This window comes from Pseudomonas gingeri (assembly GCF_013385635.1).
GTDB lineage: Bacteria > Pseudomonadota > Gammaproteobacteria > Pseudomonadales > Pseudomonadaceae > Aquipseudomonas > Aquipseudomonas gingeri_A.
Map to the genome: position 1 here is coordinate 1 of NZ_JACAPR010000022.1, position 22,389 is coordinate 22,389.

Annotated in this window: 26 protein-coding genes; 21 read left to right on the top strand and 5 right to left on the bottom strand. The window is 64.6% G+C overall.

Annotation, left to right across the window (positions count from 1 at the left end; genetic code table 11):
• Nucleotides 1–65: 65 nt before the first annotated feature.
• Genes HX851_RS25325 through HX851_RS25340 form a run of 4 tightly spaced genes read right to left on the bottom strand, consistent with a single transcriptional unit; the run spans nt 66 to nt 4,716 of the window.
• Nucleotides 66–1,346, bottom strand: a complete 1,281-nt coding sequence (locus HX851_RS25325) for an efflux RND transporter periplasmic adaptor subunit (protein WP_177065631.1) — start codon at nt 1,344–1,346, stop codon at nt 66–68.
• A complete protein-coding gene (locus HX851_RS25330) occupies nt 1,336–2,802 on the bottom strand; it encodes a TolC family protein (protein ID WP_370590655.1) in 1,467 nt (488 codons plus the stop codon). The genes HX851_RS25325 and HX851_RS25330 overlap by 11 nt, the downstream gene beginning before the upstream one ends.
• A gap of 13 nt (nt 2,803–2,815) precedes the next feature.
• Nucleotides 2,816–4,015, bottom strand: coding sequence for an ABC transporter permease (locus tag HX851_RS25335; protein ID WP_177056853.1), 1,200 nt, complete (start codon nt 4,013–4,015; stop codon nt 2,816–2,818).
• Nucleotides 4,012–4,716: an ABC transporter ATP-binding protein gene (locus HX851_RS25340; RefSeq protein ID WP_177065629.1), complete on the bottom strand. Its 705-nt coding sequence runs from the start codon at nt 4,714–4,716 to the stop codon at nt 4,012–4,014. The genes HX851_RS25335 and HX851_RS25340 overlap by 4 nt, the downstream gene beginning before the upstream one ends.
• A gap of 398 nt (nt 4,717–5,114) precedes the next feature.
• Between HX851_RS25340 and HX851_RS25345 the strand changes: the two genes are divergently transcribed.
• The 8 genes from HX851_RS25345 to HX851_RS25380 all read left to right on the top strand — a co-directional run bounded on the left by HX851_RS25345 (nt 5,115) and on the right by HX851_RS25380 (nt 12,189).
• Nucleotides 5,115–5,867: a TetR/AcrR family transcriptional regulator gene (locus tag HX851_RS25345; RefSeq protein WP_177056855.1), complete on the top strand. Its 753-nt coding sequence runs from the start codon at nt 5,115–5,117 to the stop codon at nt 5,865–5,867.
• A gap of 425 nt (nt 5,868–6,292) precedes the next feature.
• Nucleotides 6,293–6,454: a hypothetical protein gene (locus tag HX851_RS25350; RefSeq protein ID WP_017128419.1), complete on the top strand. Its 162-nt coding sequence runs from the start codon at nt 6,293–6,295 to the stop codon at nt 6,452–6,454.
• 198 nt (nt 6,455–6,652) lie between these two features.
• Nucleotides 6,653–7,597 (top strand): SctD/MshK family protein, encoded by a 945-nt coding sequence (locus tag HX851_RS25355; protein WP_177065627.1) that lies wholly within the window; start codon nt 6,653–6,655, stop codon nt 7,595–7,597.
• Nucleotides 7,598–7,625: 28 nt separating this feature from the next.
• Entirely contained in the window at nt 7,626–7,985 is a 360-nt protein-coding gene (locus tag HX851_RS25360) for a hypothetical protein (protein WP_177056857.1), read from the top strand.
• Nucleotides 7,982–8,317 carry a tetratricopeptide repeat protein gene (locus HX851_RS25365; protein ID WP_177056858.1) on the top strand — a complete coding sequence of 112 codons (336 nt, stop codon included), beginning with the start codon at nt 7,982–7,984 and terminating at the stop codon, nt 8,315–8,317. Before HX851_RS25360 ends, HX851_RS25365 begins: the two co-directional genes overlap by 4 nt.
• Nucleotides 8,314–10,455 (top strand): type III secretion system export apparatus subunit SctV, encoded by a 2,142-nt coding sequence (gene sctV / locus HX851_RS25370; protein ID WP_177065625.1) that lies wholly within the window; start codon nt 8,314–8,316, stop codon nt 10,453–10,455. The genes HX851_RS25365 and sctV overlap by 4 nt, the downstream gene beginning before the upstream one ends.
• On the top strand, nt 10,452–11,759 hold the full coding sequence (locus HX851_RS25375; protein WP_177065623.1) for a type II and III secretion system protein family protein: 1,308 nt from the start codon (nt 10,452–10,454) through the stop codon (nt 11,757–11,759). The genes sctV and HX851_RS25375 overlap by 4 nt, the downstream gene beginning before the upstream one ends.
• A 16-nt stretch (nt 11,760–11,775) precedes the next feature.
• Entirely contained in the window at nt 11,776–12,189 is a 414-nt protein-coding gene (locus HX851_RS25380; RefSeq protein ID WP_177056861.1) for a hypothetical protein, read from the top strand.
• Nucleotides 12,190–12,200: 11 nt separating this feature from the next.
• On the opposite strand, the gene HX851_RS25385 is transcribed toward HX851_RS25380, so the two are convergent.
• On the bottom strand, nt 12,201–12,998 hold the full coding sequence (locus HX851_RS25385; protein WP_177065621.1) for a tetratricopeptide repeat protein: 798 nt from the start codon (nt 12,996–12,998) through the stop codon (nt 12,201–12,203).
• A 142-nt stretch (nt 12,999–13,140) separates the two neighbouring features.
• Between HX851_RS25385 and HX851_RS25390 the strand changes: the two genes are divergently transcribed.
• The 13 genes from HX851_RS25390 to HX851_RS25450 are packed head-to-tail and all read left to right on the top strand — an operon-like array spanning nt 13,141 to nt 22,144.
• Entirely contained in the window at nt 13,141–13,722 is a 582-nt protein-coding gene (locus tag HX851_RS25390; RefSeq protein WP_256262846.1) for a type III secretion protein, read from the top strand.
• Between the two features lie 47 nt (nt 13,723–13,769).
• Nucleotides 13,770–13,991 carry a hypothetical protein gene (locus HX851_RS25395; RefSeq protein ID WP_177056863.1) on the top strand — a complete coding sequence of 74 codons (222 nt, stop codon included), beginning with the start codon at nt 13,770–13,772 and terminating at the stop codon, nt 13,989–13,991.
• A gap of 37 nt (nt 13,992–14,028) precedes the next feature.
• Complete coding sequence (locus HX851_RS25400; RefSeq protein ID WP_177065619.1) at nt 14,029–14,484, top strand: hypothetical protein; 456 nt, start codon at nt 14,029–14,031, stop codon at nt 14,482–14,484.
• Nucleotides 14,485–14,488: 4 nt separating this feature from the next.
• Nucleotides 14,489–15,271 (top strand): type III secretion system inner membrane ring lipoprotein SctJ, encoded by a 783-nt coding sequence (gene sctJ, locus HX851_RS25405; RefSeq protein WP_177065617.1) that lies wholly within the window; start codon nt 14,489–14,491, stop codon nt 15,269–15,271.
• On the top strand, nt 15,268–15,912 hold the full coding sequence (locus tag HX851_RS25410) for a type III secretion protein (protein WP_177065609.1): 645 nt from the start codon (nt 15,268–15,270) through the stop codon (nt 15,910–15,912). Before sctJ ends, HX851_RS25410 begins: the two co-directional genes overlap by 4 nt.
• Nucleotides 15,905–16,498, top strand: coding sequence for a FliH/SctL family protein (locus tag HX851_RS25415; protein ID WP_177056867.1), 594 nt, complete (start codon nt 15,905–15,907; stop codon nt 16,496–16,498). The genes HX851_RS25410 and HX851_RS25415 overlap by 8 nt, the downstream gene beginning before the upstream one ends.
• Before the next feature lie 11 nt (nt 16,499–16,509).
• Complete coding sequence (locus HX851_RS25420) at nt 16,510–17,838, top strand: FliI/YscN family ATPase (RefSeq protein WP_177057177.1); 1,329 nt, start codon at nt 16,510–16,512, stop codon at nt 17,836–17,838.
• Nucleotides 17,835–18,305 (top strand): YscO family type III secretion system apparatus protein, encoded by a 471-nt coding sequence (locus HX851_RS25425; RefSeq protein ID WP_177065607.1) that lies wholly within the window; start codon nt 17,835–17,837, stop codon nt 18,303–18,305. Before HX851_RS25420 ends, HX851_RS25425 begins: the two co-directional genes overlap by 4 nt.
• Nucleotides 18,302–19,354: a type III secretion system cytoplasmic ring protein SctQ gene (sctQ, locus tag HX851_RS25430; protein WP_177065605.1), complete on the top strand. Its 1,053-nt coding sequence runs from the start codon at nt 18,302–18,304 to the stop codon at nt 19,352–19,354. Before HX851_RS25425 ends, sctQ begins: the two co-directional genes overlap by 4 nt.
• Nucleotides 19,351–20,007, top strand: coding sequence for a type III secretion system export apparatus subunit SctR (sctR, locus tag HX851_RS25435; protein ID WP_017128407.1), 657 nt, complete (start codon nt 19,351–19,353; stop codon nt 20,005–20,007). Before sctQ ends, sctR begins: the two co-directional genes overlap by 4 nt.
• Before the next feature lie 3 nt (nt 20,008–20,010).
• Nucleotides 20,011–20,280, top strand: coding sequence for a type III secretion system export apparatus subunit SctS (gene sctS, locus HX851_RS25440; protein WP_017128406.1), 270 nt, complete (start codon nt 20,011–20,013; stop codon nt 20,278–20,280).
• Between the two features lie 5 nt (nt 20,281–20,285).
• Nucleotides 20,286–21,101 carry a type III secretion system export apparatus subunit SctT gene (gene sctT / locus HX851_RS25445; protein WP_017128405.1) on the top strand — a complete coding sequence of 272 codons (816 nt, stop codon included), beginning with the start codon at nt 20,286–20,288 and terminating at the stop codon, nt 21,099–21,101.
• A complete protein-coding gene (locus tag HX851_RS25450) occupies nt 21,098–22,144 on the top strand; it encodes an EscU/YscU/HrcU family type III secretion system export apparatus switch protein (RefSeq protein WP_177056870.1) in 1,047 nt (348 codons plus the stop codon). The genes sctT and HX851_RS25450 overlap by 4 nt, the downstream gene beginning before the upstream one ends.
• Nucleotides 22,145–22,389: the final 245 nt, after the last annotated feature.

Here is a 22,389-nt window from a genome sequence, read left to right on the forward strand (position 1 = left end):
ATACATAGGAGCCGGCTTGCCAGCGAAGAGACCGGGCCTGCCAACCCTTGACTACCAGCCTGGGATCATTCCACCAGCCGCACAAACCCCGGCTGCAGGCCAAATACTTCGACGCCTTCCTGGGTCGCCTGCCCGGTGGTGATCGGCAGGCGCTTGACCGGCTGATCCACCGCCTCGCGATAGTCCACCAGCAGGCCCTTGTCGGTGCGCTGGATGGCCGCCGCCGGCAGGATGATCGCCTGGTCGTTGCGGTAGGTGATGATGGTCAGGCGCGCGCTCATGCCCAGGCGCACCCGCTGCAATTGCTCGCGGGTCAGCTTGGGCACCGACAAGGTCACCGGGAATTGCGCGCTGCCGCCCGGCGCATCATTGGGCAGGGCCAGGCTGCTGACGATATCGACCGAGCCATCGAGCCGTTCACCATCGAAACCATCGCCAAGGATCTCCACGCTCTGGCCCTGGTGCAGTTGGTTGATATCCAGTTCCGAGACCTTGCTGACGATCTTCAACTGTTCGATGTTCGCCAGGCCGAACAGCACCTGGCCCTGGCTGACCCGGCTGCCGGCCTGGACCGGCCCCGTGCTGTTGGCCGTGGAACTCTGCGGGCTGTTGGCGCCCGGTGGAGGTACGACGATCCCGGCAAAGGGGGCCAATACATTCTTGCCTTCAAGGAGCTTGTGCAGCGCCTCGTACTTCACCGTGGCATTGGTCAGTTCCATATCGGCGATCTGCCGGTACTCGCCCTTGCCCTGGTCCAATGCCTGCTGCAGATCGCCCTCGGCAGCCACCAGGTCCAGGCGTTGGGTCTGCAGTTGCTGTTGCAGGTCGTCGAGTTCGTTGCGCGGGATGATGCCGCGCTGGAACAGGTTCTGGCTTTCGCGCAGCTTGCGCTCCGAATTGCTTACCGCCATCTGTGAGGTCCGCAGCGAACGCCGGGCCCGGGCCACCTGCTGGCTGTTGTTCCAGTCCTGCAGTTCCTGCACCGTGCGCCGCGCCTTGAGCTGGGCCGAAAGGGCATCGCGCAACTGGATTTCCAGCAGCCCCGGATCCATCTGCAGCAGGCTCTGTCCTGCCTCGACACGCTGCCCCTGTTCGACCAGGACGGCACGCACATTGCCCTCGAACGGCGCGGTCAGGGTGATGGTCTTCTGCGGTTCGATCTTGCCCACCAGGCCGATCTGGTGCACCAGTGGCGAAGCCTGCACCGCGATCCAGTGGCCATCTTTCGGCCGGTCGGCGGCGGGCGCGCGCAAGGTGGTCACGACGACCCCGGCCACCGCCAGCGCGAGCAGCAGCCCGGCACCTTGCAACCAGCGCCGGCGCCGGACCTGCTTGTCAGTAGTCATTGAGTGCAATGTCCCAGCTCTCCAGAGTCATGCCCAGGGTCAGATCCAGTTGGGTCTGGGCGTTCAGATAGGCGATCAGCGCATTGAGGCGGGAGTTCTCGGCGTTGCGCAAGTCGCCCTCGTAGCTCAGCACCTGGAAGTTGCTCGAACGCCCGGCACTGAGCTTTTCCCGCTCGATATCCAGCTTGCGCCTGGACAGCTCCTCCGCGCGCTGGGCGATTTCATATTGTCGCCAGCGGGTGCCGAGGTCGCGCACCACGTCGCTGACACTGCGCTCCAGGGCCTGGCGGGCGTCGGCGAGGATGATTTCCTGGTTCTCCACATCGACCCGCGCATGCACTTCGGCCTGGCGCGTACTCAAGTCGCCGATGGGAATCTGTACCTGCACCCCGGCGTAACTGTCCCAGCGTCGCGAGCCGCCGTTGCCGCTGTCGTTGTTGAAACTGTCGCGGATCTGGTTGGCCCCGGCCACCAGCGAGACGTCCCAACGGCCCTGGTCCTTGGCGATCACCAGGTTGAGGTCGGCCTGCTGGCTGCCGAGCAGGGTCGCCAGGTACTCCGGCTGCTGGACCTGGGCCACCCGCAGGGCATCGCGCTTGTCGATATTGACCCGCGCGGCTTCCAGCGCCTCGCTGGCCCGGATCGGGGTCGACAGGTCCAGCGCCAGCAGACGCAGCAGGGTCAGGCGGTTGATGTCCACCTGGTTGCGGGCTTCCTCCACCCCCAGTTCCTGGGTGGCGATATCGGCTTCGGTCTGGACGATTTCGAACTCGGCCATGCGCCCGGAGGCGATCAGTGCCTTGTTCACCTCGAGCAGGGCATTGGCGCGCTTGAGGGCGTCCTGGGTGATGGTCAGTTGTTCCTGGGACCTGAGCATTTCCCGGTAGGCCGTGATGATATCGCTGATGGTCTGGGCCACATTGGTCTTGAGGTTGAGCCGGTTGACCTGCTCCGAGATCCGCGCCAGGCGTAGCGGGGCGGTGGTCACGTCCCAACCCGCGCCACGCAGCAACGGCTGGATGATCGCCAGGTTGAGGCCGTCGCTGCGATAGCGCCCGGCGACATCGGCATTGCTCAGTTGCTGGGTCCAGGCCATGCTCAGGCGAGTGCCGTATTCACCCAGCAGGCTGGTGGTCGGCGCGAGAGAAGCATTGCGCGTATTGTCCTGGGAGCCCTTGTTCACGCGGTATTCGCTGGCGAGCAGCAGCTTGGGGTTGAAGGCATCCTCGGAGACCCGCAGGTCGAACTTCTGCGCAATCCGTTGCAGGTAGGCGCTGCGAATGCTGCGGTTGTTGCGCAAACCCAGGTAGACCGCATCGCCCAGGGTCAGGTTGGTCATCTGTTCGCTCAACAGCACGCTACGCGCCTGTTCACCGCGCAGGGTCGGTGCCGAAGGACGTCCGACCAGTTCGCCGGCGGCGACCTGGCAACAGAACAGGCAGAGCAGGGTTGCCATCCATGGCCGCGGCCTATTCATCGCGCAGGGCCTCCACCGGCTGCAGGCGCGAGGCCGAGATGGCCGGGTAGAGGCCGAAGAACAACCCCACCAGCAAGGTACTGCCCACGCCCAGCGGCAGCGAGGCGGCGGACAGCGAGAACTGCCAGCCGGACATCCGTGCATACAGGTACGCGGCACTCACCCCCAGTACCGCGCCGGATACCGCGCCCACCGCCGTCAGGGTCACCGCTTCGAGCAGGAACAGATTGCGAATGTCCCGGCGCCGGGCGCCCAGGGCCATGCGGATACCGATCTCGCGACGGCGTTCGGAAACGTTCATCAGCATGACATTCATCACCCCCACACCCCCTCCCACCAGCGAAATCCCTCCCAGGGCCAGCAGCAGATAACCGAAGGTGCGGCTTTGCCGGGTCATGCCATCGATCATCTGTTGCGGTATCTGCACTTCGACTTCACGTCCCCGCAGGGTGCTTTTCAGTGCCTGGGTCAGGTCGCGGGCGACGCTTTCCATATCCTGCTCAGGGGCGGCCCGGGCGATCACGCTGCTGATCTGCGGCGAGGCGGTGATCCGGCGCATGCCGGTCAGTGGCACGAACAGCGAGTCATCGGTCTGCACCGGGATCAGGATCGCCGGCGGCTGGCTATGGAGGATGCCGATCACCTGGAACAGGTAGTCGTCGATGCGGATCCGGTCGCCGATTCGTAAGGGCGCGGCGGCACTGCCCAGGGCACGGGCCACCTTGTCGCCGACCACCACATAGGTTTCGCCCTGGTCGAAGTCGGAAATAAAACGCCCTTCGCGCAGCTTGAGGCGCATGGCCGCGACCAGTTGCTCGGTACTGCCGACCCAACTGGCATTGGTGTTGCGCCCCTGGAACAGCACCGGGCCACTGGAAATCGCAATGGGCGCCAGGTTCAACACCGTCGGCACCAGCGCCTGCAGCCGCTCGACATCCAGGGTCGCCGGCATGGGTTCACGGATGATGGCATCGCCGGGGAACTGCACGGTCATGGTGTCGGTGCCCATGTCCTTGAAGATCGCCGCCGCTTCCTGCGCGGCGTTGTGGCCGATATTGATCAGCGCGACCACCGAAGAGCTGCCGATGACGATACCCAGCAACGCCAGCATCGAACGCTTGCCCAGGGTCCGCAGGCTGACAAAGGCCTCGTGCAGCAACTGGCTGGCGCTTTGTTCTACCCGCAGACTCATGCCGGGCAGGCCTCATGCACCACACCGTTGTGGACCCGGATCTGGCGGTGCAGGCGTTCGGCGATATGCGGGTCGTGGGTGACAATGATCAGCGTCACCTGGCGAGTGCGATTGAGCTCCAGCAGCAGGTCCATGATCTCCCGTGCGGTGCTGCTGTCGAGGTTGCCGGTGGGTTCGTCGGCGAGGATCACCGAGGGTTCGCCGACCAGCGCCCGGGCGATGGCGACCCGCTGGCGCTGGCCGCCGGAGAGATCGGCGGGGCGGTGATGGGCGCGGTCGCCGAGGCCGACCTGGGCGAGCATCTTCCTGGCTCTTTCCAGGGACTCGCCCCGGGGCACGCCGCGATAGCTCAGGGGCAGGGCGACGTTATCGAGGGCATCCAGGCGCGGCAGCAGGTTGAAACTCTGGAAGACGAAGCCGATCCGCTGGTTGCGAATCGCTGCCAACTGGTCCGGATCGGCCTTGAAGATATCGTGTCCGGCGAAGTGATAATGACCGCTGTTGGGCAGGTCGAGCAGGCCGAGGATATTGAGCAGGGTACTTTTGCCGGAGCCCGAGGCACCGAGAATGGCGCAGCTTTCACCGACCTCGATGGACAGTGAGACATCCTTGAGAATCGTCAGTGGTTGCTCGGCGAGGCGATAGCTCTTGCCGATGCCTTGCAGGGAAATGAAACCTTTGTGAATAATCGATTCAGTCATCGCTGATAGCGCCGGCAGGCTCGTCCATGATCCGGCCACGACCCTGGTGCGCTTCAGGCATCCAGGCATGTTGCGGGGCAGGGGCAGGCACAGGTTTTGTTTTCTTATTTTAAAAAATTGTTTGAATAGTAACCGTGATCCCTATCCTACGCCAGCCGTCTAGCGCAGGGAATACGTAGCATTTCGCTAATAATCTTGTGACAAGAAGAAACATATTCGCGGCCCCCTGGAACGGAAAATCCCTGAGTCTTCAACTACGTTGCGCGAGGGTGGCGAAGCCTTGGAAGGCTTGCTTTCAAGGGCTTTCACAGGTATAAAAAATCAAATTTATTTTTAAAACGCTGTTCGTCCGGTCAGATTTCTTCTCGCAAAGGCTACTCACTTAAGGCTCCTCACCTATGGTCGCAAAGAAACTCAGCGCTCCCAATGTCACCAAGACTCGCTTGCTGGATGCCACGGAGGCACTGTTTACCAAGTACGGCTATGACGCCGTGCTCTTGCGCCAGATCACCGAACGAGCCCAGGTCAACCTGGCCGCCGTGAACTACCACTTCGGGGACAAGGACTCCCTGATGACCGCACTGCTCATGCAACGTCTCGGCCCTCTCAATGAACAACGCCTGGAACTGCTCGCCAAATGCGAGGAGCAGACCGACGGCCCGCTGGACTGCGAGACCCTGCTCGGGGTGCTGTTCGCCCCGGCCATGGGCCTGGAACGCGCCGGCTCCGGCGAGGAAGGCCGGTCCTTCGTGCGTTTTCTCGGGCGGGTCTACAGCGACACGTCGCCGTTTATCCAGGAGTACCTGAAGGAGCATTACCAGCCGGTGTTCGAACGCTTCTTCAACGCCTTCGCCCTGGCCCTGCCGGATATGCCGCGCAACGAAGTCGGGGTCCGCCTGCAGTTTGCCCTCAAGGCCATCTCCGGAGTGATCGCCGGTACCGAGTTGCGTTTCCTGATGCAGGCGATGAGCCTCGGCAGGCCGGCGACCGATGCCGAGGTCATGGCCAAGCTGATCAGCCTGGTGTCGGCGGCGATCCATGCGCCGATGCAGGATCACAAGGCCGCCAGCGCACTGGAGCGGGTGCTGGAAACCCAGCACGAGATTCGCCAGGGCAATAATCCGGCTAATGCCAAGTTGGCGAGCAAGTAACTAACTGCTTTCCCGCAAACCGGATGACATAGCCAACAGTTCTGTTGGCTATGTCACAAAAACCGGGATTTGCGGATTGACATCAAATAAATATTTTTAAGTCTGCATTCGCCGGCTTATTCCCTGCGCAGTGAATCAGTCCCGCCTCAAATGATTATTCCGATAATGAGCAACCCCGTCGGTTGCATACTGGGATATGCACTTATGCTGCGCCGCTAGTTGTCTGTGAAGTATTGACTCCCACAAGTTTTCACAAGCTTTCACAGCCGCGCTCAATTTCATCTGAGTACTATGCAACGCATGCAGACCAACGGGGCCAGGTTCAGGAGAAGGCCATCCTCGTTCGTGATTACCGCTAGTTTGCATAGCTTTCAGTTTGCAATCGTGCAGCTGAAGAACTTCTGATCGAGACTAGGAGATATCACATGAGCGACGTCCCACCAGTAAGCTCCGGCAACGCAGACGCAGCAATCGCCAAGATGCAAGCAACTTTCGATATGGCAATCGAGAAATCTGCAAAGATCACTGAATTGTCCACTGCCAAAAAAGCAGAGCTCGACGCTACCAAACAGCGTCCGTCCAACTGAGTTGGCTCGCGAGCGGCGCCTGGCGCCGCTCGCCTGTTCAAACTGATCTTCGTAACAACACGCAACTTACACCTTATCTCATGTGAATGGTCCACGGTGCCGGCTCAAGACCGACCGCAGACGGTTCACTGTTCCTGATCGGTGCATTCGCTACATGGCCCGCTGCGGTTGGCGGAGTAGATGGTGGTAAGTCCAGTCATGACAGCCCTGATTTCCCGACCTTCGAGCGCTGCCAGCGGTTTGCCGCTTCTGAGCATCACCCAAGGGGTGCATCAGGGGGTATCGCTGGTCCTGGATGCACCGACCTACCTGATCGGCTGTGCCACGACGGCCGACCTGATCCTGCGCGATCCGGGCATTGCCGCCGAGCATCTGCGCCTGCGCTTCGACGGTGCGCGCGTCGCCATCGAGGCCCTGGGCGGCGACATAAAGGTCATCGGCGATAGCCCGCACAGCGTGACGGTTCCCCAGGGCCATGGCCATCGGGCGCGGATGCCGCTGCGAATCCTCCTGGAAACCGTCGAGCTGCAGCTTGCCCTGGATCGTGAGCCCTTGCCGGCACCGAGTGCCCGTGCCCCGAGTACCGGCGCACCGGCCGGGGCGAAGGGCAGTGGCTGGCGCTGGGCCGCCCTGGGTTTGCTCGCGGCTTGCGCCACCACGGCCTTTGCGTTGCGTAATGAGCCACAACCCGTAGCCGATTCGCTCAGCGTGGTCAGTCCCGCCGAGCCCGCCACCGGCCAGCCCGCGACGACCCTGGCCGAGGCCAAGGACTATCTCGACAACGGCCTGCGCGCGGCCCGCCTGAACGGCATCACGGTACAGCTCAAGGAGGGCCAGTTGCAGGCCCAGGGTTCGTTCGACGCCACCCTGAAGCCGCAATGGATCGCCCTGCAGAAAGGCTTCGACAGCCGTTATGGCCGCACCTTCGTCCTGCACCAGAACGTCAGCGCGCACGAAGGCGTGGCGACACCACGGGTGCGTTTCCAGGCCGTCTGGTTCGGCGCCAATCCCTATGTGGTCAACGATTCCGGCAAACGCCTGTATCCCGGTGCGGCGCTGCCGGACAACTGGGTGATCGAGCGCATTGAAAACAACGAGGTTGTCCTCGCCCGAGGCGAAGAACGCTTCACCTTCACCTTATGACCTGCGCCATCCGAAGGAAGCGTGAACGATGAGAGTTGTCGATCGTCCGTCAGTGCCATTGACCGACAAAACCGCCCCGATCCAGAGCGTCAATGCGGTCAGCCAGCGGCAGGCGGCGAGCTTCGAGGCGGTCCTGCGCAAGCGCGAAGTGCGTGCCCGCCAGGCCCTGCGCGGGCACACCAGCGAAGCGGACGCGGCGTCGAGCATCAGCCCGGAACTGTTCGGCAACGGGCGTTCCCTGGAGATTCTCGAACGGGTGCTGGAACAGATCCTGCCGGCCCTGGATTTCGAACCGCAGGTGCGCGAGATGGCCGAGGACTTTATCCGCGAGGAAATCGAAACCCGTCAGCAACTCGAACAACAACGTGCCGAGGTGCAGGTGTCATGAACCGTGAAGACGAAGACCTCGCCGCGCTGCTCAAGAGCATGGGCGAGTTGTACCGGCGCAACGGCCAGACCCAGCGCGCCCTGGTGATGCTGCTGATCGCGGTACAGGTCACGCCGCGCGACAGCGAACTGCTGCGCAACCTGGCCATGGCCTTCACCGACAGCGGCGATGGCGTGCGGGCCCTGGCGGCGCTGGATCGCCTGCGCGACCTCGAAGGCGAATCCCGTGGCGAGCTGCTGCTGCGCAGCCGGGCGCTGTGGGTGGTCGGCAACGAAGACGACGCGCGCCTGTGCTTCAAACGTTACCTGGCGGCGCGGAGGACCGAGCAATGAATTTCAGCCAGCACCTCAACAATCTGGCCCGGCGCGCTTCCCAGCGCAGCGACGTGATCATTGTCGCGTTCATGCTGATGGCCATTGTGATGATGATCATCCCGTTGCCCACTTATATGGTCGACATGCTGATCGCGCTGAACATCGCCCTGAGCATCCTGATCCTGATCGTCGCGTTCTACATTTCCCATTCGGTGGAATTTTCCGCGTTGCCGCCGCTGATCCTGCTCAGCACGCTGTTCCGCCTGTCGCTGTCGATCACCACCACGCGCCTGATCCTGCTGGACGGCAACGCCGGGCATATCGTCAAGGCTTTCGGCGACTTCGTCATCGCCGGCCAGGTGGTGGTCGGCCTGGTGGTGTTCCTGATCATCACCGTGGCGCAGTTTGTCGTCATCACCAAGGGTGCCGAACGGGTGGCCGAGGTGGCGGCGCGTTTTACCCTGGACGCGATGCCCGGCAAGCAGATGAGCATCGACAACGACCTGCGCAACGGCGATATCGACCAGGCCGAGGCACGCCGCCGGCGCTCGCGCCTGGAGCGGGAAAGCCAGATGTTCGGCGCGATGGACGGCGCGATGAAGTTCGTCAAGGGCGATGCCATTGCCGGCCTGGTGATTCTCCTGGTCAACCTGCTGGGCGGGATGCTCATCGGCATGCTCGAACGCGGCATGAGCTTCGCCAGCGCGGTGCACACCTACTCGCTGCTGACCGTGGGTGATGGCCTGATCGCGCAGATCCCGGCGCTGCTGATCTCGGTGGCCGCCGGCACCGTGGTGACCCGGGTCAACAGCGACGGCGTGCAGGGCGACCTCGGCACCGAGATCCTCCGGCAACTGGGTGCCAGCCGGCGGGCGCTGATCCTGACCGCGCTGATCCTGGCCGGGGTCAGCCTGTTGCCGGGCTTTCCTTCGGCGATCTTTATCGGCCTGGCGCTGATCATTGGCGGCGTGGTATTCGGCCTGCATCGCCGTGAGCGGTTGAATGCCGACGCAGCGGTCGAGGAACAGGTCGAGGTTGTCAGCGAGCCGGAAGTCGAAACCTCGACGGAAAATTTGCCCGAACTCGTGCCGGACAGCCGCGTCCTGCTGGTGCTGGGCCCGGCCCTGGCGGAAGTTTCGTCGGTGCATTCGCTGCGGCAGAAGATCGAAGCCCTGTGCCATGAGATTCGCAGCGACCTGGGAGTGGAGATCCCGCTGCCCGGTGTCTATGTCGATAACGCCCTTGGGGCCGAACATTTCCGTGTCGAATTCGAAGGTGTCCCGGTCAGCGAGGGCGCAATCCCCGCCGGGCGCCTGTTGCTGCAGGACGATTCGGTGCACCTGAACCTCCTGGAAATCCCCGGGCTGGAAGCCGATTCGCCGCTGTCCCAGCGTCCGGCGCAGTGGGTCGACGCCCGCGATGAAGAAAGCCTGCGCGGTTCCGGCACCGCCTTCCTGTTTCCCGACGAGATCCTGCGCGCGGTGCTCGAACGCAGCCTGCGGCGTTATGCCGGGGATTTCCTCGGTATCCAGGAAACCCGCCAACTGCTCGGGCGCCTGGAATCCGGCTATGGCGAACTGGTCAAGGAGGCCTTGCGCGTGGTGCCGCTGCAACGCATGGCCGAAACCCTGCGTCACGTGGTTGGCGAAGGCGTGTCGATCCGCAACCAGCGGGCACTGATGGAAGCCATGGTGGAGTGGGGCGCCCGGGAAAACGATGCCGCCCGGCTGGGCGAGCATATGCGCGCGGCCCTGGCCCGACAGATCTGTCATCAGTACGCCGACCGCAACCGGGTGATCAGTGCCTTTGTCCTTTCGCCGCAACTGGAAGAACAGCTGCGCGCGGCCCTGCGGCGGCCGGAGCCGGCGCGGGAACTGGTGCCGGAAGAGGTCAACCGCTCGCTGATCAGCCAGTTGCGCCAGGCCTGCGACAAGCTCCCGGCGAACAACCGCACAGTGTTGCTGGTCCACGCCGACCTGCGCCGGGGCATGCGCCGCCTGGTCCAGCGCGCGGAAGTCGAGCTGCCGGTGCTGTCGTTCCGCGAACTGACCACCGAATACAACCTGCAAGCCCTGGTCACCCTCGGCCTGCCCGATGCCGCTTATCGCCGGACCACCGCCGGTGCCTCGGTCACTTCTTTGGCGAACGCCTCATGAGACGATTCCCTGAACTCTGCTTCCTCCTTCTGATTCTGCTCGCGCCCGGCCTGCAAGCTGCCCAGGACATCGCCAGCGGCAGTCGTGGCAACCTCGACCTGGCGACCGGGGAAGGGCGCATCCTGCATTTCAGTGCTCCCGTCGACTCGGTGATGGTGGCCGATCCGGCGGTGGCCGACGTGCAAGTGGTGTCGCCCGGACAGATCTACGTGTTCGGCAAGGCCGTCGGCCAGACCAGCCTGATCACCCTGGATGGCGCCGGCAAGGAGCTGGCGTCGCTGAACCTGGCGATCAGTGCCGGCAGCCAGGCCGTCGCGCAACCCTTGCGTGAGCTGCATCCCGCCAGTACCGCGCGGATCAGCGGCAGCGGCAACCGCATGCTGGCCCAGGGCAATGTCGGCAGCGTTGCCGAGGCCGCCGATCTGAATGCCTTGCTCGATCCCCATGGGCAAAGCTTCCAGAGCAGCGTCAACGGCGCCACCTATCCCGGCTCGGCCCAGGTCAATATTCGCGTGCGCTTCGCCGAAGTCTCGCGCTCGGAGCTGCTGAGCTATGGGGTCAACTGGAATGCGCTGTTCAACAACGGCACCTTTTCCTTCGGCCTGATCACTGGCGGGTCGCTGGCGGCCAATGCGGTATCCGGCTCCAGCAACGTGATCAGCGCCGGACTGAACTCCGGCAACGTGAATATCGACGCGATGCTCGAAGCCCTGCAAAGCAACGGCATCCTGGAAATCCTCGCCGAACCGAATATCACCGCGATGACCGGGCAGACCGCGAGCTTCCTCGCCGGTGGCGAAGTACCGGTACCGGTGCCGGTCAGCCGCGACCTGGTGGGCATCGAATACAAGTCGTTCGGCGTGTCGCTGCAGTTCAATCCGACACTGCTGCCCAACGGCCGCATCGCGCTGCAGGTACGTCCCGAGGTCAGCAGCCTGATGGACAGCAATCCGGTAACCATTTCCGGGATCCAGGTGCCGTCGTTCCGGGTCCGCCGCGCCGATACCCGGGTCGAGGTCGGCAGCGGCCAGACCTTCGCCATCGCTGGCCTGTTCCAGCGCGAGACCAGCCAGAACGTCGACAAGCTGCCGATGCTCGGCGAGCTGCCGGTACTGGGCAACCTGTTCCGCTCCAAGCGTTTCCAGCGTAACGAAACCGAGCTGGTGATCCTGATCACCCCGTACCTGGTGGAGCCGGTACGCGGGCGCACCCTGGCGACGCCACTGGACGGCATGCCGGGCAGCACCACCACGGCCTCCGCCGGACCGCGCAGCGGTGGCGCGTTCGGCTTCTACATGAACTGATCCGGGAGCCGAGACCATGAAAAGCCTGTCGTTGATCGCCGTCCTGGCCTCGCTGGTGTTGTCGGGCGGCTGCAAGACCCACCTCGAACCGGTGGCTTATTCCCCGGATTACCTGAGTGCCCGCGATGCCGGCGGGCGCTCGGGATTGATCCCGGTGGAGTGCCAGAAACCGCCGCAGACCAATCGCGAAGTGGTGGGCGATGAGCCGGACCTGAGTTCGACCTTGCCCCTGGGCTGTGCCAACAACCTGAACCTGTTGCAGATGGTCGAGCAGCGCCAGGACCTGGTCCAGGGCCGCAGCACCGGTCCGACCATGGCCGCGCCGGTGGGTCGCGCGGCGCAGATCTATATCGAAGGGCAGGACCGGCAGAAGCAGGAGCGCCGCGAGGCGGCGCAGGAAGCGCAGACCAGCACGGGGGCTGCGCAATGAAGAGGGACGGATCAGTGACTGTCGATCAAGCCCAACTCCCTTGCCTGGGCGGCTGGGTCGGCGATGGCCTTGATGCGTCGGGCTTCGACCAGCAGCCGTTGCTGCTCGGCCGGCGCGATATCGTCCAGCGCCAGCGTGCTCAACTGCGCCTCATGCCCGGCCAGTACCAGGATCAGCAGTTCGTTGCGCTGGTGCCGGGGCTGCGCCCGGGGCGACTGGCTGACCTGACGAATACTGCCCAGGGCCTGATCGGCCTTGCCGCCCAGGGCATAGGCCAGGGCCAGGTTGCATTGGGTGTCCAGGTCGGTGGGGGCCAGGCCCAGGCTCTTGCTGAAAGCCGCCTGGGCGTCGCCGGTCTGGCCGCGCAGTACCTGGGCGATACCCAGGCGGTTATAGGCCTGCGCTGTGTTCAGCGCGCTCGCCGCCTGGGTCAGGGCAACCGCCGCGCGGTCGAGCTTGCCTTCGCGCAGTTGCGCGGTGCCCAGCCCCAGCAGCGCGGCGGGGTCGTCACGCTTGAGTTCCAGGCCCTGCTGGAAAGCGCGTTCGGCACCCCGGGCGTCACCACTGTCGAGTCGCGCCTGGCCGAGTTTCTGCCAGGCCTCGATACCGGCCCCCGGTTGTGCCGTGGCCTTTTCGTACAGCGCCGCCGCCGTACCCGGATCGCCCCGGCCGTTGACGTCGTTGGCCAGGCGCATGAACCGCTGGTAACTGTCACCGCCGCTGCCGGTCGATCCGTCGGGGGCGCTGGCACAGGACACCAGCAACAGACTGCTCAACAGCAACAGGGCGGACGGGAAGGGCTTCGGCAAGACTGGAACTCCTCGGACAAGGGGGAACACATGACAGCTTGGACAGCGAGTGTGACAGCCGAAAGTCATTTTATCGACCCTGAAATACGGCCTTGCGGCTTTATCTCCGAACCGCTGGAAAACGTCTTCGGGAGTCCGCGCCATGGCTGATTCGCTGCGGACTCTGGTAGCCATGCTGGCGCTGCTCGGCAGTCTTTCCTGCGGGTTGGTCCGGGCGGCGGACGAGCCGGCCTGGTACGCCCGGCCTTACGCCTATGTCCTGCTCGACCAGGACGTACGCGGCGCCCTGGAGGAATTCGGGCACAACCTCGACCTGGTGGTGGTGATGTCCGACAAGGTCCGGGGCAAGGCGCGCAACCATGTGCAGGCCAGCACCGCTGGCGAGTTTCTCGACCTGATCACCGACGCCAATGGCCTGACCTGGTTCTTCGACGGCAACGTGCTTTATGTCAGCACCGACGAAGAGACCGCCACCCGCCTGTTCAAGACCCGTGGCGCGGGTAGCCAGCAACTGCAGGTCTACCTGGACGACCTCGAGGTCTTCGGTGAACACCTGTCGACCCGTGCCGGGCCGGTGGACGACGAACTGTTCGTCTCCGGCCCCCCGGCCTATCTCGCGCTGATCCAGCAACACCTTGACCTGCAGCGTCCCGCCGCCCTGCCCGTGGTGGCCCGCGAGCGGGGCGTGCGGGTGTTTCGTGGCAACACGGTCAATACCGAGTGACGTTGCAAACCTGAACCCCCAGCAACCCCACCTGAAGGAGATACACCATGGCAGTCAATCCAATCGAAGGCGCCGGCACCCCTCCAGTCGATGCCAAGAGCAAGTTCGACGCAGCGGTCGACAAGGCCGCCGACAGCAGCAGCGACGATCAGAAGCTCACCGACTTCATGGTCCAGGGCGCCATCCAGATCGGCGGGCAATTCATCATCATGCCGCGCCTCAACGAGCTGCTCAACGACGCCATGGCGGACGACGACGGCGACGAATGATCCAGGCCCCGGCCTTCACTCCACCTGAGGTAACACCATGACAGTGAGTCTAGCGGCGACAACAGCGACAGCGGCGGCGCCGCCTGCCGGAGGGCAGGGTGGCCTCGAGGCTTCGCAGAACCTCTTCGAGCACATGGCCAACAGCGCCAGGAGCGGTATGCCCGAAGGCGCGAGCCCGCACCAGATCGGCAGCAACCTGATGGAGCGCCTGAACGGTTTCATCGACCGCTCGCGGACTTTCGCCGAGCGGGCCGATGCCCTGAGCAACGGTCCGCCGGCCAGTAGTCCGCCGGTGGCCGGCCCCGGCCCCGTCAGCAGCGGCACGGCCAGCAGCGGCAGCGCCGAACCAGCGAAGAAGGTCACCGACCAGCACCTTGACCAGGTCGTGCATTCCCTCAGCCGGATGTTCGACTACTCCATCGAAACCCAAATGGTGGTTCGCGGCGCCACGCAGATCTCCGGTGCCGCCAATACCCTGTTGCGAGGGCAATAAACCGATGTCCAGAGCCCAGCGCATGTTGCGCTTCGTCATCGTCCTGGTTACCGCCGGCCTGCTCCAGGCCTGCGATATGGATCTCTACAGCAACCTCGGCGAACGCGAGGCCAACGCCATGGTCGCAGTGCTGCTGCGCGACGGCGTCCCGGCCAGCCGCAAGGTCCAGGATGACGGCCGCATCACCGTGGTGGTGGCCAAGGATCGCTTTGCCCAGGCCATGGCGCTGCTCGATGCCGCCGGCCTGCCGCAGCAGAACTTCTCCAATATGGGCGAGGTGTTCAAGGGCAACGGCCTGGTGTCGTCGCCGGTCCAGGAGCGGGCGCAGATGGTCTACGCCCTGAGCGAGGAACTGTCGCACTCGGTGTCGCAGATCGACGGCATTCTTTCCGCTCGCGTGCATGTGGTACTGCCGGACAACGACCTGCTCAAGCGGGTGATTTCACCGTCATCGGCTTCGGTACTGGTGCGTTATGACCCCGGCGTGGACATCGATCCGCTGATTCCGCAGATCAAGACCCTGGTGGCGAACGGCATCTCCGGGCTGAGTTATGACGGTGTCTCGGTGACCGCGATCAAGGCCGCCGCCGTGCCCGGCAAGGGCCAGGGCCAGCCGCCGCTGACGCGTTTCATGGGCCTGTGGATCGTCGCCGACAACCTGGCCTGGGCCTGGCTGCTGTTCGGCGCACTGCTGCTGATGATTGCCGGGCTGGCCGGCGTCCTGTTGTGGCGCCTGCGCCAGCAACGCAGCGCGGTCGCGCTGTACCCGCTGAAGGAACACCCATGAATTCGTCGACGGATCTGTTCGAACGCTGGCAGCAATTGACGGCGCGGCCGTTGACTTTTATCGGTCCCGAGAGCCTGGCCGAGTGTTTCGCCGGTGCACTGCCGTCCGGGCAACTGGAAGCGCTGCGCAACCTGTCGCGTTTCGAGGGGCGGTTGTTGCGTCTGCTGCGCGAGCGTTTCGAGTTGTCGCCCTGGGCCGAAGTACCGGAACCCGATCCGGCGGACCTGCCGGTATTGCTCTTGAGTCCCCGGGCGTTTTCCCGCCTGACCAGGCTCTGCGGAGCGATCTGGCATGGCGCGACCCTGCGCCGCGAGATTCGCAGCGAGGTGGTTGGCGAACTGCACCAGCGCCTTGGCGCCGAAGTGTTCGCCCAGGCCCTGAACCTGCCGGCCCTGGCCGGTGCCGCCGATCTGCTGCGTGACCCCGCCGAACTGGTGGAAGCCATCGACCGTGACGGCCAGACCTGTGTCGCCGCCTGGCTGCACCTGCAACCCGAATCCCTCAAGGGCTGGCTGAGTCTGCGCCTGGACAGTCCGCGCTTCGACCAGGCCCGCCTGAGCCGGGATATCGATATCGTGCGCCGCGCCGCCGCGCTGCTGCTCGCCGAGGAAGGCCCTGATAAGGAGAGCGCAGATGAGTGAGTTGCCCAGCCGCCCGAACGGGCGAATCCTGCCGGCCGCCGAAGCCGACGCCTGGAGCGAGGGTTTCGCCTTTCTCCAAGCCGCCCGCGATGAAGCCCTGGCGATCCGCAACGACAGCCAGCAGTGGCTGGCCGAGGCCCGTGCCGAAGGTTTTGCCAGCGCCGAACGGGAGGGGGCGGAACGGGCGGCGTTGCTGCTCCAGGACACTGCCCGGCAGGTCGAAGCCTACCTCGGCGGGCTGGAAAGCGCGCTTGCCGACCTGGCGTTGAACATTGCCCGCGAGGTGATGGACGAAATGGATGCCGGCGAGCGGATTCTGCGCTGCACGCGCAAGGCCATGACTGCCTTTCGCCAGGACCAGGCCCTGACCCTGTATGTGCCGCGCATCCATCTCGACAGCGTGCGCCAGGCCCTGGCGGCCGAACAGATGCCGACGCCCGGCCTGACCGTGGAAGCCGATGACCAGTTGGCCGCGCACCAGGCTCGCCTGAGCAGCCCGGTGGGCTCCGTGGAGTTGGGGCTCGATGCGCAATTGGCGGGTCTGCGCCGGGGCCTGTTGCCCCAGGCCGAAGAGGCTCAGGTATGAATTGCCCGGACATGAACGCGATCCTCGACAATCTGTTACCGCGCCTGCAATCGCGCCTGTCCGGTACGCGTCCACGGCCGGTCAAGGGCACCATTCGCAGTATTCGCGGGGTACTGCTGCGGGCCAGTGTCGCCGGTGTGCGCATCGGTGAACTGTGCCGGTTGCGCGACCCCAGCAGCGGCCGCGGCCTGACGGCGGAAGTCATCGGTTTTGACGACGACGAAGCGATCCTGTCGCCGATCGGCTCGATGGAAGGCCTGTCGACCCGCACCGAAATCACCGCCACCGGGGAAGCCCTTGGCGTGGTGGTCGGTGATGGCCAACTGGGCCGGGTCATCAGCCCCATGGGCGACTTTCTCGATGCCGAAGGCGAACTGCCCGGTGGCCTGTTCGAGACCTACCCGTTGCACGCCGAACCGCCACCGCCGTTTGCCCGGCAACTGATCGTGCGACCGATGTTCCTCGGCGTGCGTTCGATCGACGGCCTGCTGACCCTGGCCCAGGGACAGCGCATCGGCATTTTCGGCGAGCCGGGAGTGGGCAAGTCCTCGCTGCTGGCCAGCATCATTCGCAACAGCGAGGCCGATGTGATCGTCATCGGTCTGATCGGCGAGCGCGGTCGCGAAGTGCGCGAACTGCTCGACGTGCAGCTCGATGCGGCGGCCCGGGCGCGCACCGTCGCGGTGGTGGCAACGTCCGACCGGCCGGCCGCCGAGCGGGTCCGCGCGGCCTTTGTCGCCACGACCCTGGCCGAGTATCACCGCGACCAGGGGCGCAATGTATTGCTACTGATGGACAGCCTGACCCGCTTTGCCCGCGCCCAGCGGGAAATCGGCCTGGCGGTGGGCGAGCCGCCGACCCGCCGGGGTTATCCACCGTCGTTCTTTTCCGCCTTGCCGCGCCTGCTCGAACGTGCCGGGCCGGCGCCACGGGGCAGCATCACCGCGCTGTACACGGTATTGACCGAAGGTGACGCGGCCACCGATCCGGTGGCGGAAGAGGCCCGCTCGATTCTTGACGGACACATTGTCCTCAGCGCCGAACTGGCGCAGCGCAACTACTTTCCGGCGGTGGACGTGCTGCGCAGCCGCAGTCGCCTGATGGAGCAGGTGGCGAGCGAAGAGCACCGCCATCTGGCGATGCGGGTCCGCGAACTGATGGCCCGTCATGCCGAAATCGAAATGTTGATCCGCATCGGCGAATACGCCAGCGGCAGCGACCCCCTGGCGGATGAAGCGATTGCCCGGCATGCGGACATCGAGGCCTTCCTGCGCCAGGGCCCCCACGAACCCAGCAGCCAGGCCGAAACCCTTCACCGCCTGCATCAGGTACTGTCATGAAAACCAAAACCTTGCAGAGTCTGCAGAGCCTTCGGGTCCTGCGCGAACAACTCGCCGCCACCGCCCTGGTGGCCCAGCAGCAACGCGTCCGGGAAACCGGCAGCGAACGCGACCAGGCCAAGGAACGCCTGCGCCAGCACCGCGAATCCATCGCCCGCGAAGCCGAAGCGATCTATGCCTCGCTCGAAGGCGGCCTGTCGGTGGCCAGTTGGCAAGCCGCCCAGGCCCGCCTGCAGGATCTGGCCGAAGGCCAGGACGTGCTGGAAGAGCAGGTCGATGAAGTGTCGCACAAGCTCCAGGTCGAAGAGCTGCACCGTGATGCCTGCCAGCGCGAACGCCTGATGCGCCAGCGCCAGTCCGAGGCGTGGCAGAGCCTGGTGGAACGTCGCGAGCGGGTGGAGCGGGGCACTCGCGAAACCCGTGAAGAATCCGATCTGGCGCGACCCGCCGTGGGCTCCGGTTCATGACCTGCAAGGAGCCAGGACCCTGGCCCGAGGCCCGCCCGGTCAAGCCCCTGGTCGACAGTCTGGAATCGGTCGACCCGGTGCTGGTCAAGCTCAGCAACCGCCTGCACCAGCGGCGCCAAGCCTGGCTCGGTGAGCTGGCGGGCCAGGCGCTGGCGGTGGAGTGGGCCAGCCCGGGCGGCGCCCTGCAAGGCAGCCGGGAAGTGCTGCTGACCCTGGGCCACGAGCCGCTGCGCCTGCTGGTGCCGGCCCAGCCCCTCGATGAGCTGCTCGGCGATCTGCAGGGCCAGGCACCGACGAACGGCCTCGATCCGCTGGCCCTGACCCTGCTGACGGAAATGGCCCTGCTGGAACTGATCGAACCGATCGAAGCACGGCTGCGCAAGTCGCTGCAGGTCGCGGTGCGCTCGCGTTTGCCGCAGCACCCGAATTTTGTCGTGAGCCTGACGGTGAGCATCCGCCTGGGCGATGCCCCGGCATTTCCGGTGGTGCTGGAAATGACCCCGATTTCCGCGCACTGGGTGGCTTCGTTGCTGGAAGAGCATCTGCTGAAACAGGCCGATGCGCTGCCGCAACTGCGCCTTAAAGGCCACATCGAAGCGGGCCAGGCGCCCTTGCGCCTGAGCGACCTGCGCAGCCTGCGCCCAGGCGATGTGGTGATGCTCGACTACCTGCCGGCCGACCAGTTGCGCCTGACCCTGGCCGAACGCCTGCAGGCCCGCGGGCGCAGCGACGGCAGCCATTTTTGTTTGATCGAAGCGCCGCAGCCGGTGCCCCCTGATATGGAGAATGCAATGAGTGATGCCGACAGCAGTGCCAGCCTGGACAGTCAGCTGGACGATTTGCCCCTGAAGCTGGTGTGCCAGGCCGGCAGCGTCGAAGTATCGCTGGCGCAGTTGCGCGAGCTGGGCGCCGGCAGCCTATTGTTGCTGACCCCGCAATTGCAGGACGGCGTTGAACTGCTGGTCAACGGCCGCAAGCTGGGTCAGGGGCAACTGGTGCGCATCGGCGACGGCCTCGGTGTGCGCATCCTGAGCTTCGCCACGCCATGACCGGCTACCAGCCCAATCTGATCGAGATCATCCTGGTCGTCGCCACCATCGGGTTGATCCCGCTGGCAGTGGTGACCCTGACCGGCTTCATGAAGATCTCGGTGGTGCTGTTCCTGATCCGCAATGCCCTCGGTGTGCAACAGACGCCGCCGAACCTGGTGCTGTACGGCATCGCGCTGATTCTCTCGGTGTATGTCACCACGCCGCTGATCGGCGACATGTACCGCCAGGTCGAGGGCCATAGCATCAACCTGGAGCACGTGGAGGACGTCAAGGCCCTCGGCGATGCCCTGCGGCCGCCGCTGCAGGCGCACCTGGCGCGGTTCGCCAATGTCCAGGAGCGTGGTTTCTTTGTCCAGGCCACCGAGACCATCTGGTCGCCGGAGGCTCGTGAACAGCTGCGCGACGACGATCTGGTGGTGCTGATCCCGGCCTTTGTCAGCTCCGAGCTGACCCGCGCCTTCGAGATCGGCTTCCTGCTGTACATCCCGTTCCTGGTGGTGGACCTGCTGGTGGCCAATGTGCTGATGGCCATGGGCATGTCGATGGTCTCGCCGACGCTGATCTCGATTCCGCTGAAAATCTTCCTGTTCGTCGCATTGAGCGGTTGGTCACGCCTGATGCACGGCCTGATCCTCAGTTACGGGAGCTGACCCATGGGCCAGGACGTATTTCTCGGCCTGATGAAACAGGCATTGATGACCGTGTTGCTGCTGTCGGCGCCGGCCCTCGGGGTGGCGATCATCATCGGCCTGAGTGTCGGGCTGTTCCAGGCACTGACCCAGATCCAGGACCAGACCTTGCCCCAGGTGGTCAAGCTGGTCGCGGTGTTGCTGGTGATCGTGTTTGTCGGGCCGTTGCTGGCCGGGCAGGTGATGGAACTGGGTAACCAGGTGCTGGACAACTTCCCGCTCTGGACCCGGTGAGCGGCATGGAAGCCAACCTTGCCAGTGCCTTTGTCGAAGTCGCTTATCCGGTCATCACCTCGGCGGCCCTGGCGGTGTGCCGGGCCACCGGACTGGTGCTGATCACCCCAGCGTTCAACCGCCTGGGCCTGACCGGCATGATCCGCGGGTGTGTCGCCGTGGCGATCTCGATCCCGATGTTCCTGCCGGCGTTCGAGGCCCTGACCTCCATGGGCGAGCATGGCAGCCTGTTCCTGGTGGGGCTGATGCTCAAGGAACTGCTGATCGGCCTGACCATCGGCCTGCTGTTCGGCATTCCGTTCTGGGCCGCCGAGGTGGCGGGCGAGTTGATCGACCTGCAGCGTGGTTCGACGATGGCGCAACTGGTGGACCCGCTGTCGGTGGGCGAGGCCAGCGTGATGGCGACCCTGCTGACGGTGATGATGATCACCCTGTTCTTCATGTCCGGTGGTTTTATCCTGATGGTCGACGGCTATTACCACAGCTACCAGCTATGGCCGGTGACCGCCTTCACTCCGCTGTTCGCCAGCCAGGCGCTGCTGGCGGTGCTGTCGATCCTCGACCAGGTGATGCGCATCGGCGTGATGATGATCTCGCCGCTGGTGATTTCCCTGCTGGTGGCCGACATGATGCTGGCGTTCCTTTCGCGGATGGCGCCGAACCTGCACATTTTCGACCTGGCGCTGTCGGTGAAGAACCTGGTGTTCTCGGTGCTGATGGTCATCTATATCAGCTTCCTGATCCCGCTGATGCTGGATCAGCTGGCAGAGTTCCGCGGTGCCTTCGAGGTGCTCAAGACCTTGAGCGGGGTGACGCCATGAGCGAGACCAGCGAGGAGAAATCGCAACCGGCCTCGGACAAGAAACTCCAGGACGCGCGCAAGAAAGGCCAGGTGGCCAAGAGCCAGGACCTGGTCTCGGCGATGGTGATCCTCTGTGCCTCGCTGTATATCTCGGCGACCATTGCCCGGGTCCAGGGCCAGGTCAGCGCGTTGATCGACCTGACCACCCAGGTCTACACCGAACCGTTCGACACCGTCTGGCCGCGCCTGCTCGATACCGCGCAACAACTCTGGCTGTCGGTGACCCTGCCGCTGGTGGCGGTGACGGTCGGCGCGGTGGTGCTGACCAACGTGGTGACCATGCGCGGCTTTATCTTCTCGGTCGAGCCGTTGAAGCCGGACTTCAAGCGCATCAACCCGGCGGAGGGTTTCAAGCGGGTGTTCGCGGTTCGCAACCTGGTGGAGTTCCTCAAGGCGCTGGTCAAGGTCGGCCTGCTGGGGCTGGCGTTCTACGTGGTCGGGCGGCATGCCTTGCAGGCGCTGATGGATTCCTCGCGCTGTGGCGCCGGCTGTATCGAGGCCACGTTCTACCTGATGCTCAAGCCGTTGGTGTTCACCGTGGTCGCCACCTACCTGGTGATGGGCGCGGTGGACGTGATGATGCAGCGCTGGTTGTTCGGTCGCGACATGAAGATGACCAAGAGCGAAAGCAAGCGCGAGCGCAAGGATGTCGACGGCGACCCGCTGATCAAGGGCGAGCGGCGGCGCCAGCGCCAGGAAATGCAGGCCATGGCCGGCAAGCTGGGGCTGGGGCAGGCGTCATTGATGATCGGCACCGGCGATGGCTGGCTGGTGGGCGTGCGTTATGTGCGCGGCGAGACGCCGGTACCGGTGGTGGTGGCACGGGCCTCGGCGGAGGAGGCGGCGCAGATGCTGGAGGAGGCGAGCCTGTTGAACATTCCCCAGGCCGTGGATGTGGAGTTGGCCGCAGCGATTGCCCGGCGCTCGGTGGTCGGCGAGCCGATTCCGGAGAACACCTTCCAGGCCGTGGCGCTGTTGCTGGTGAATGCACGCCTGATCTGAGAGGTCGGCGGGGGAGCTGATGCCGCCTTCGCTGGCAAGCCAGCTCCCACAAGGTGGGTGTCGTACGCAGGTATCATGTTCGACACGGCCCTGTAGGAGCTGGCTCGCCAGCGAAGAGGCCATCAGCCTCGCTACACATCACGCCTACACATGACTGCTGCAAACCCACAAGGTGGGTGTCGTACGCAGAAATCCTGTTCGACACGGCCCCTGTAGGAGCTGGCTTGCCAGCGAAGAGGCCATCA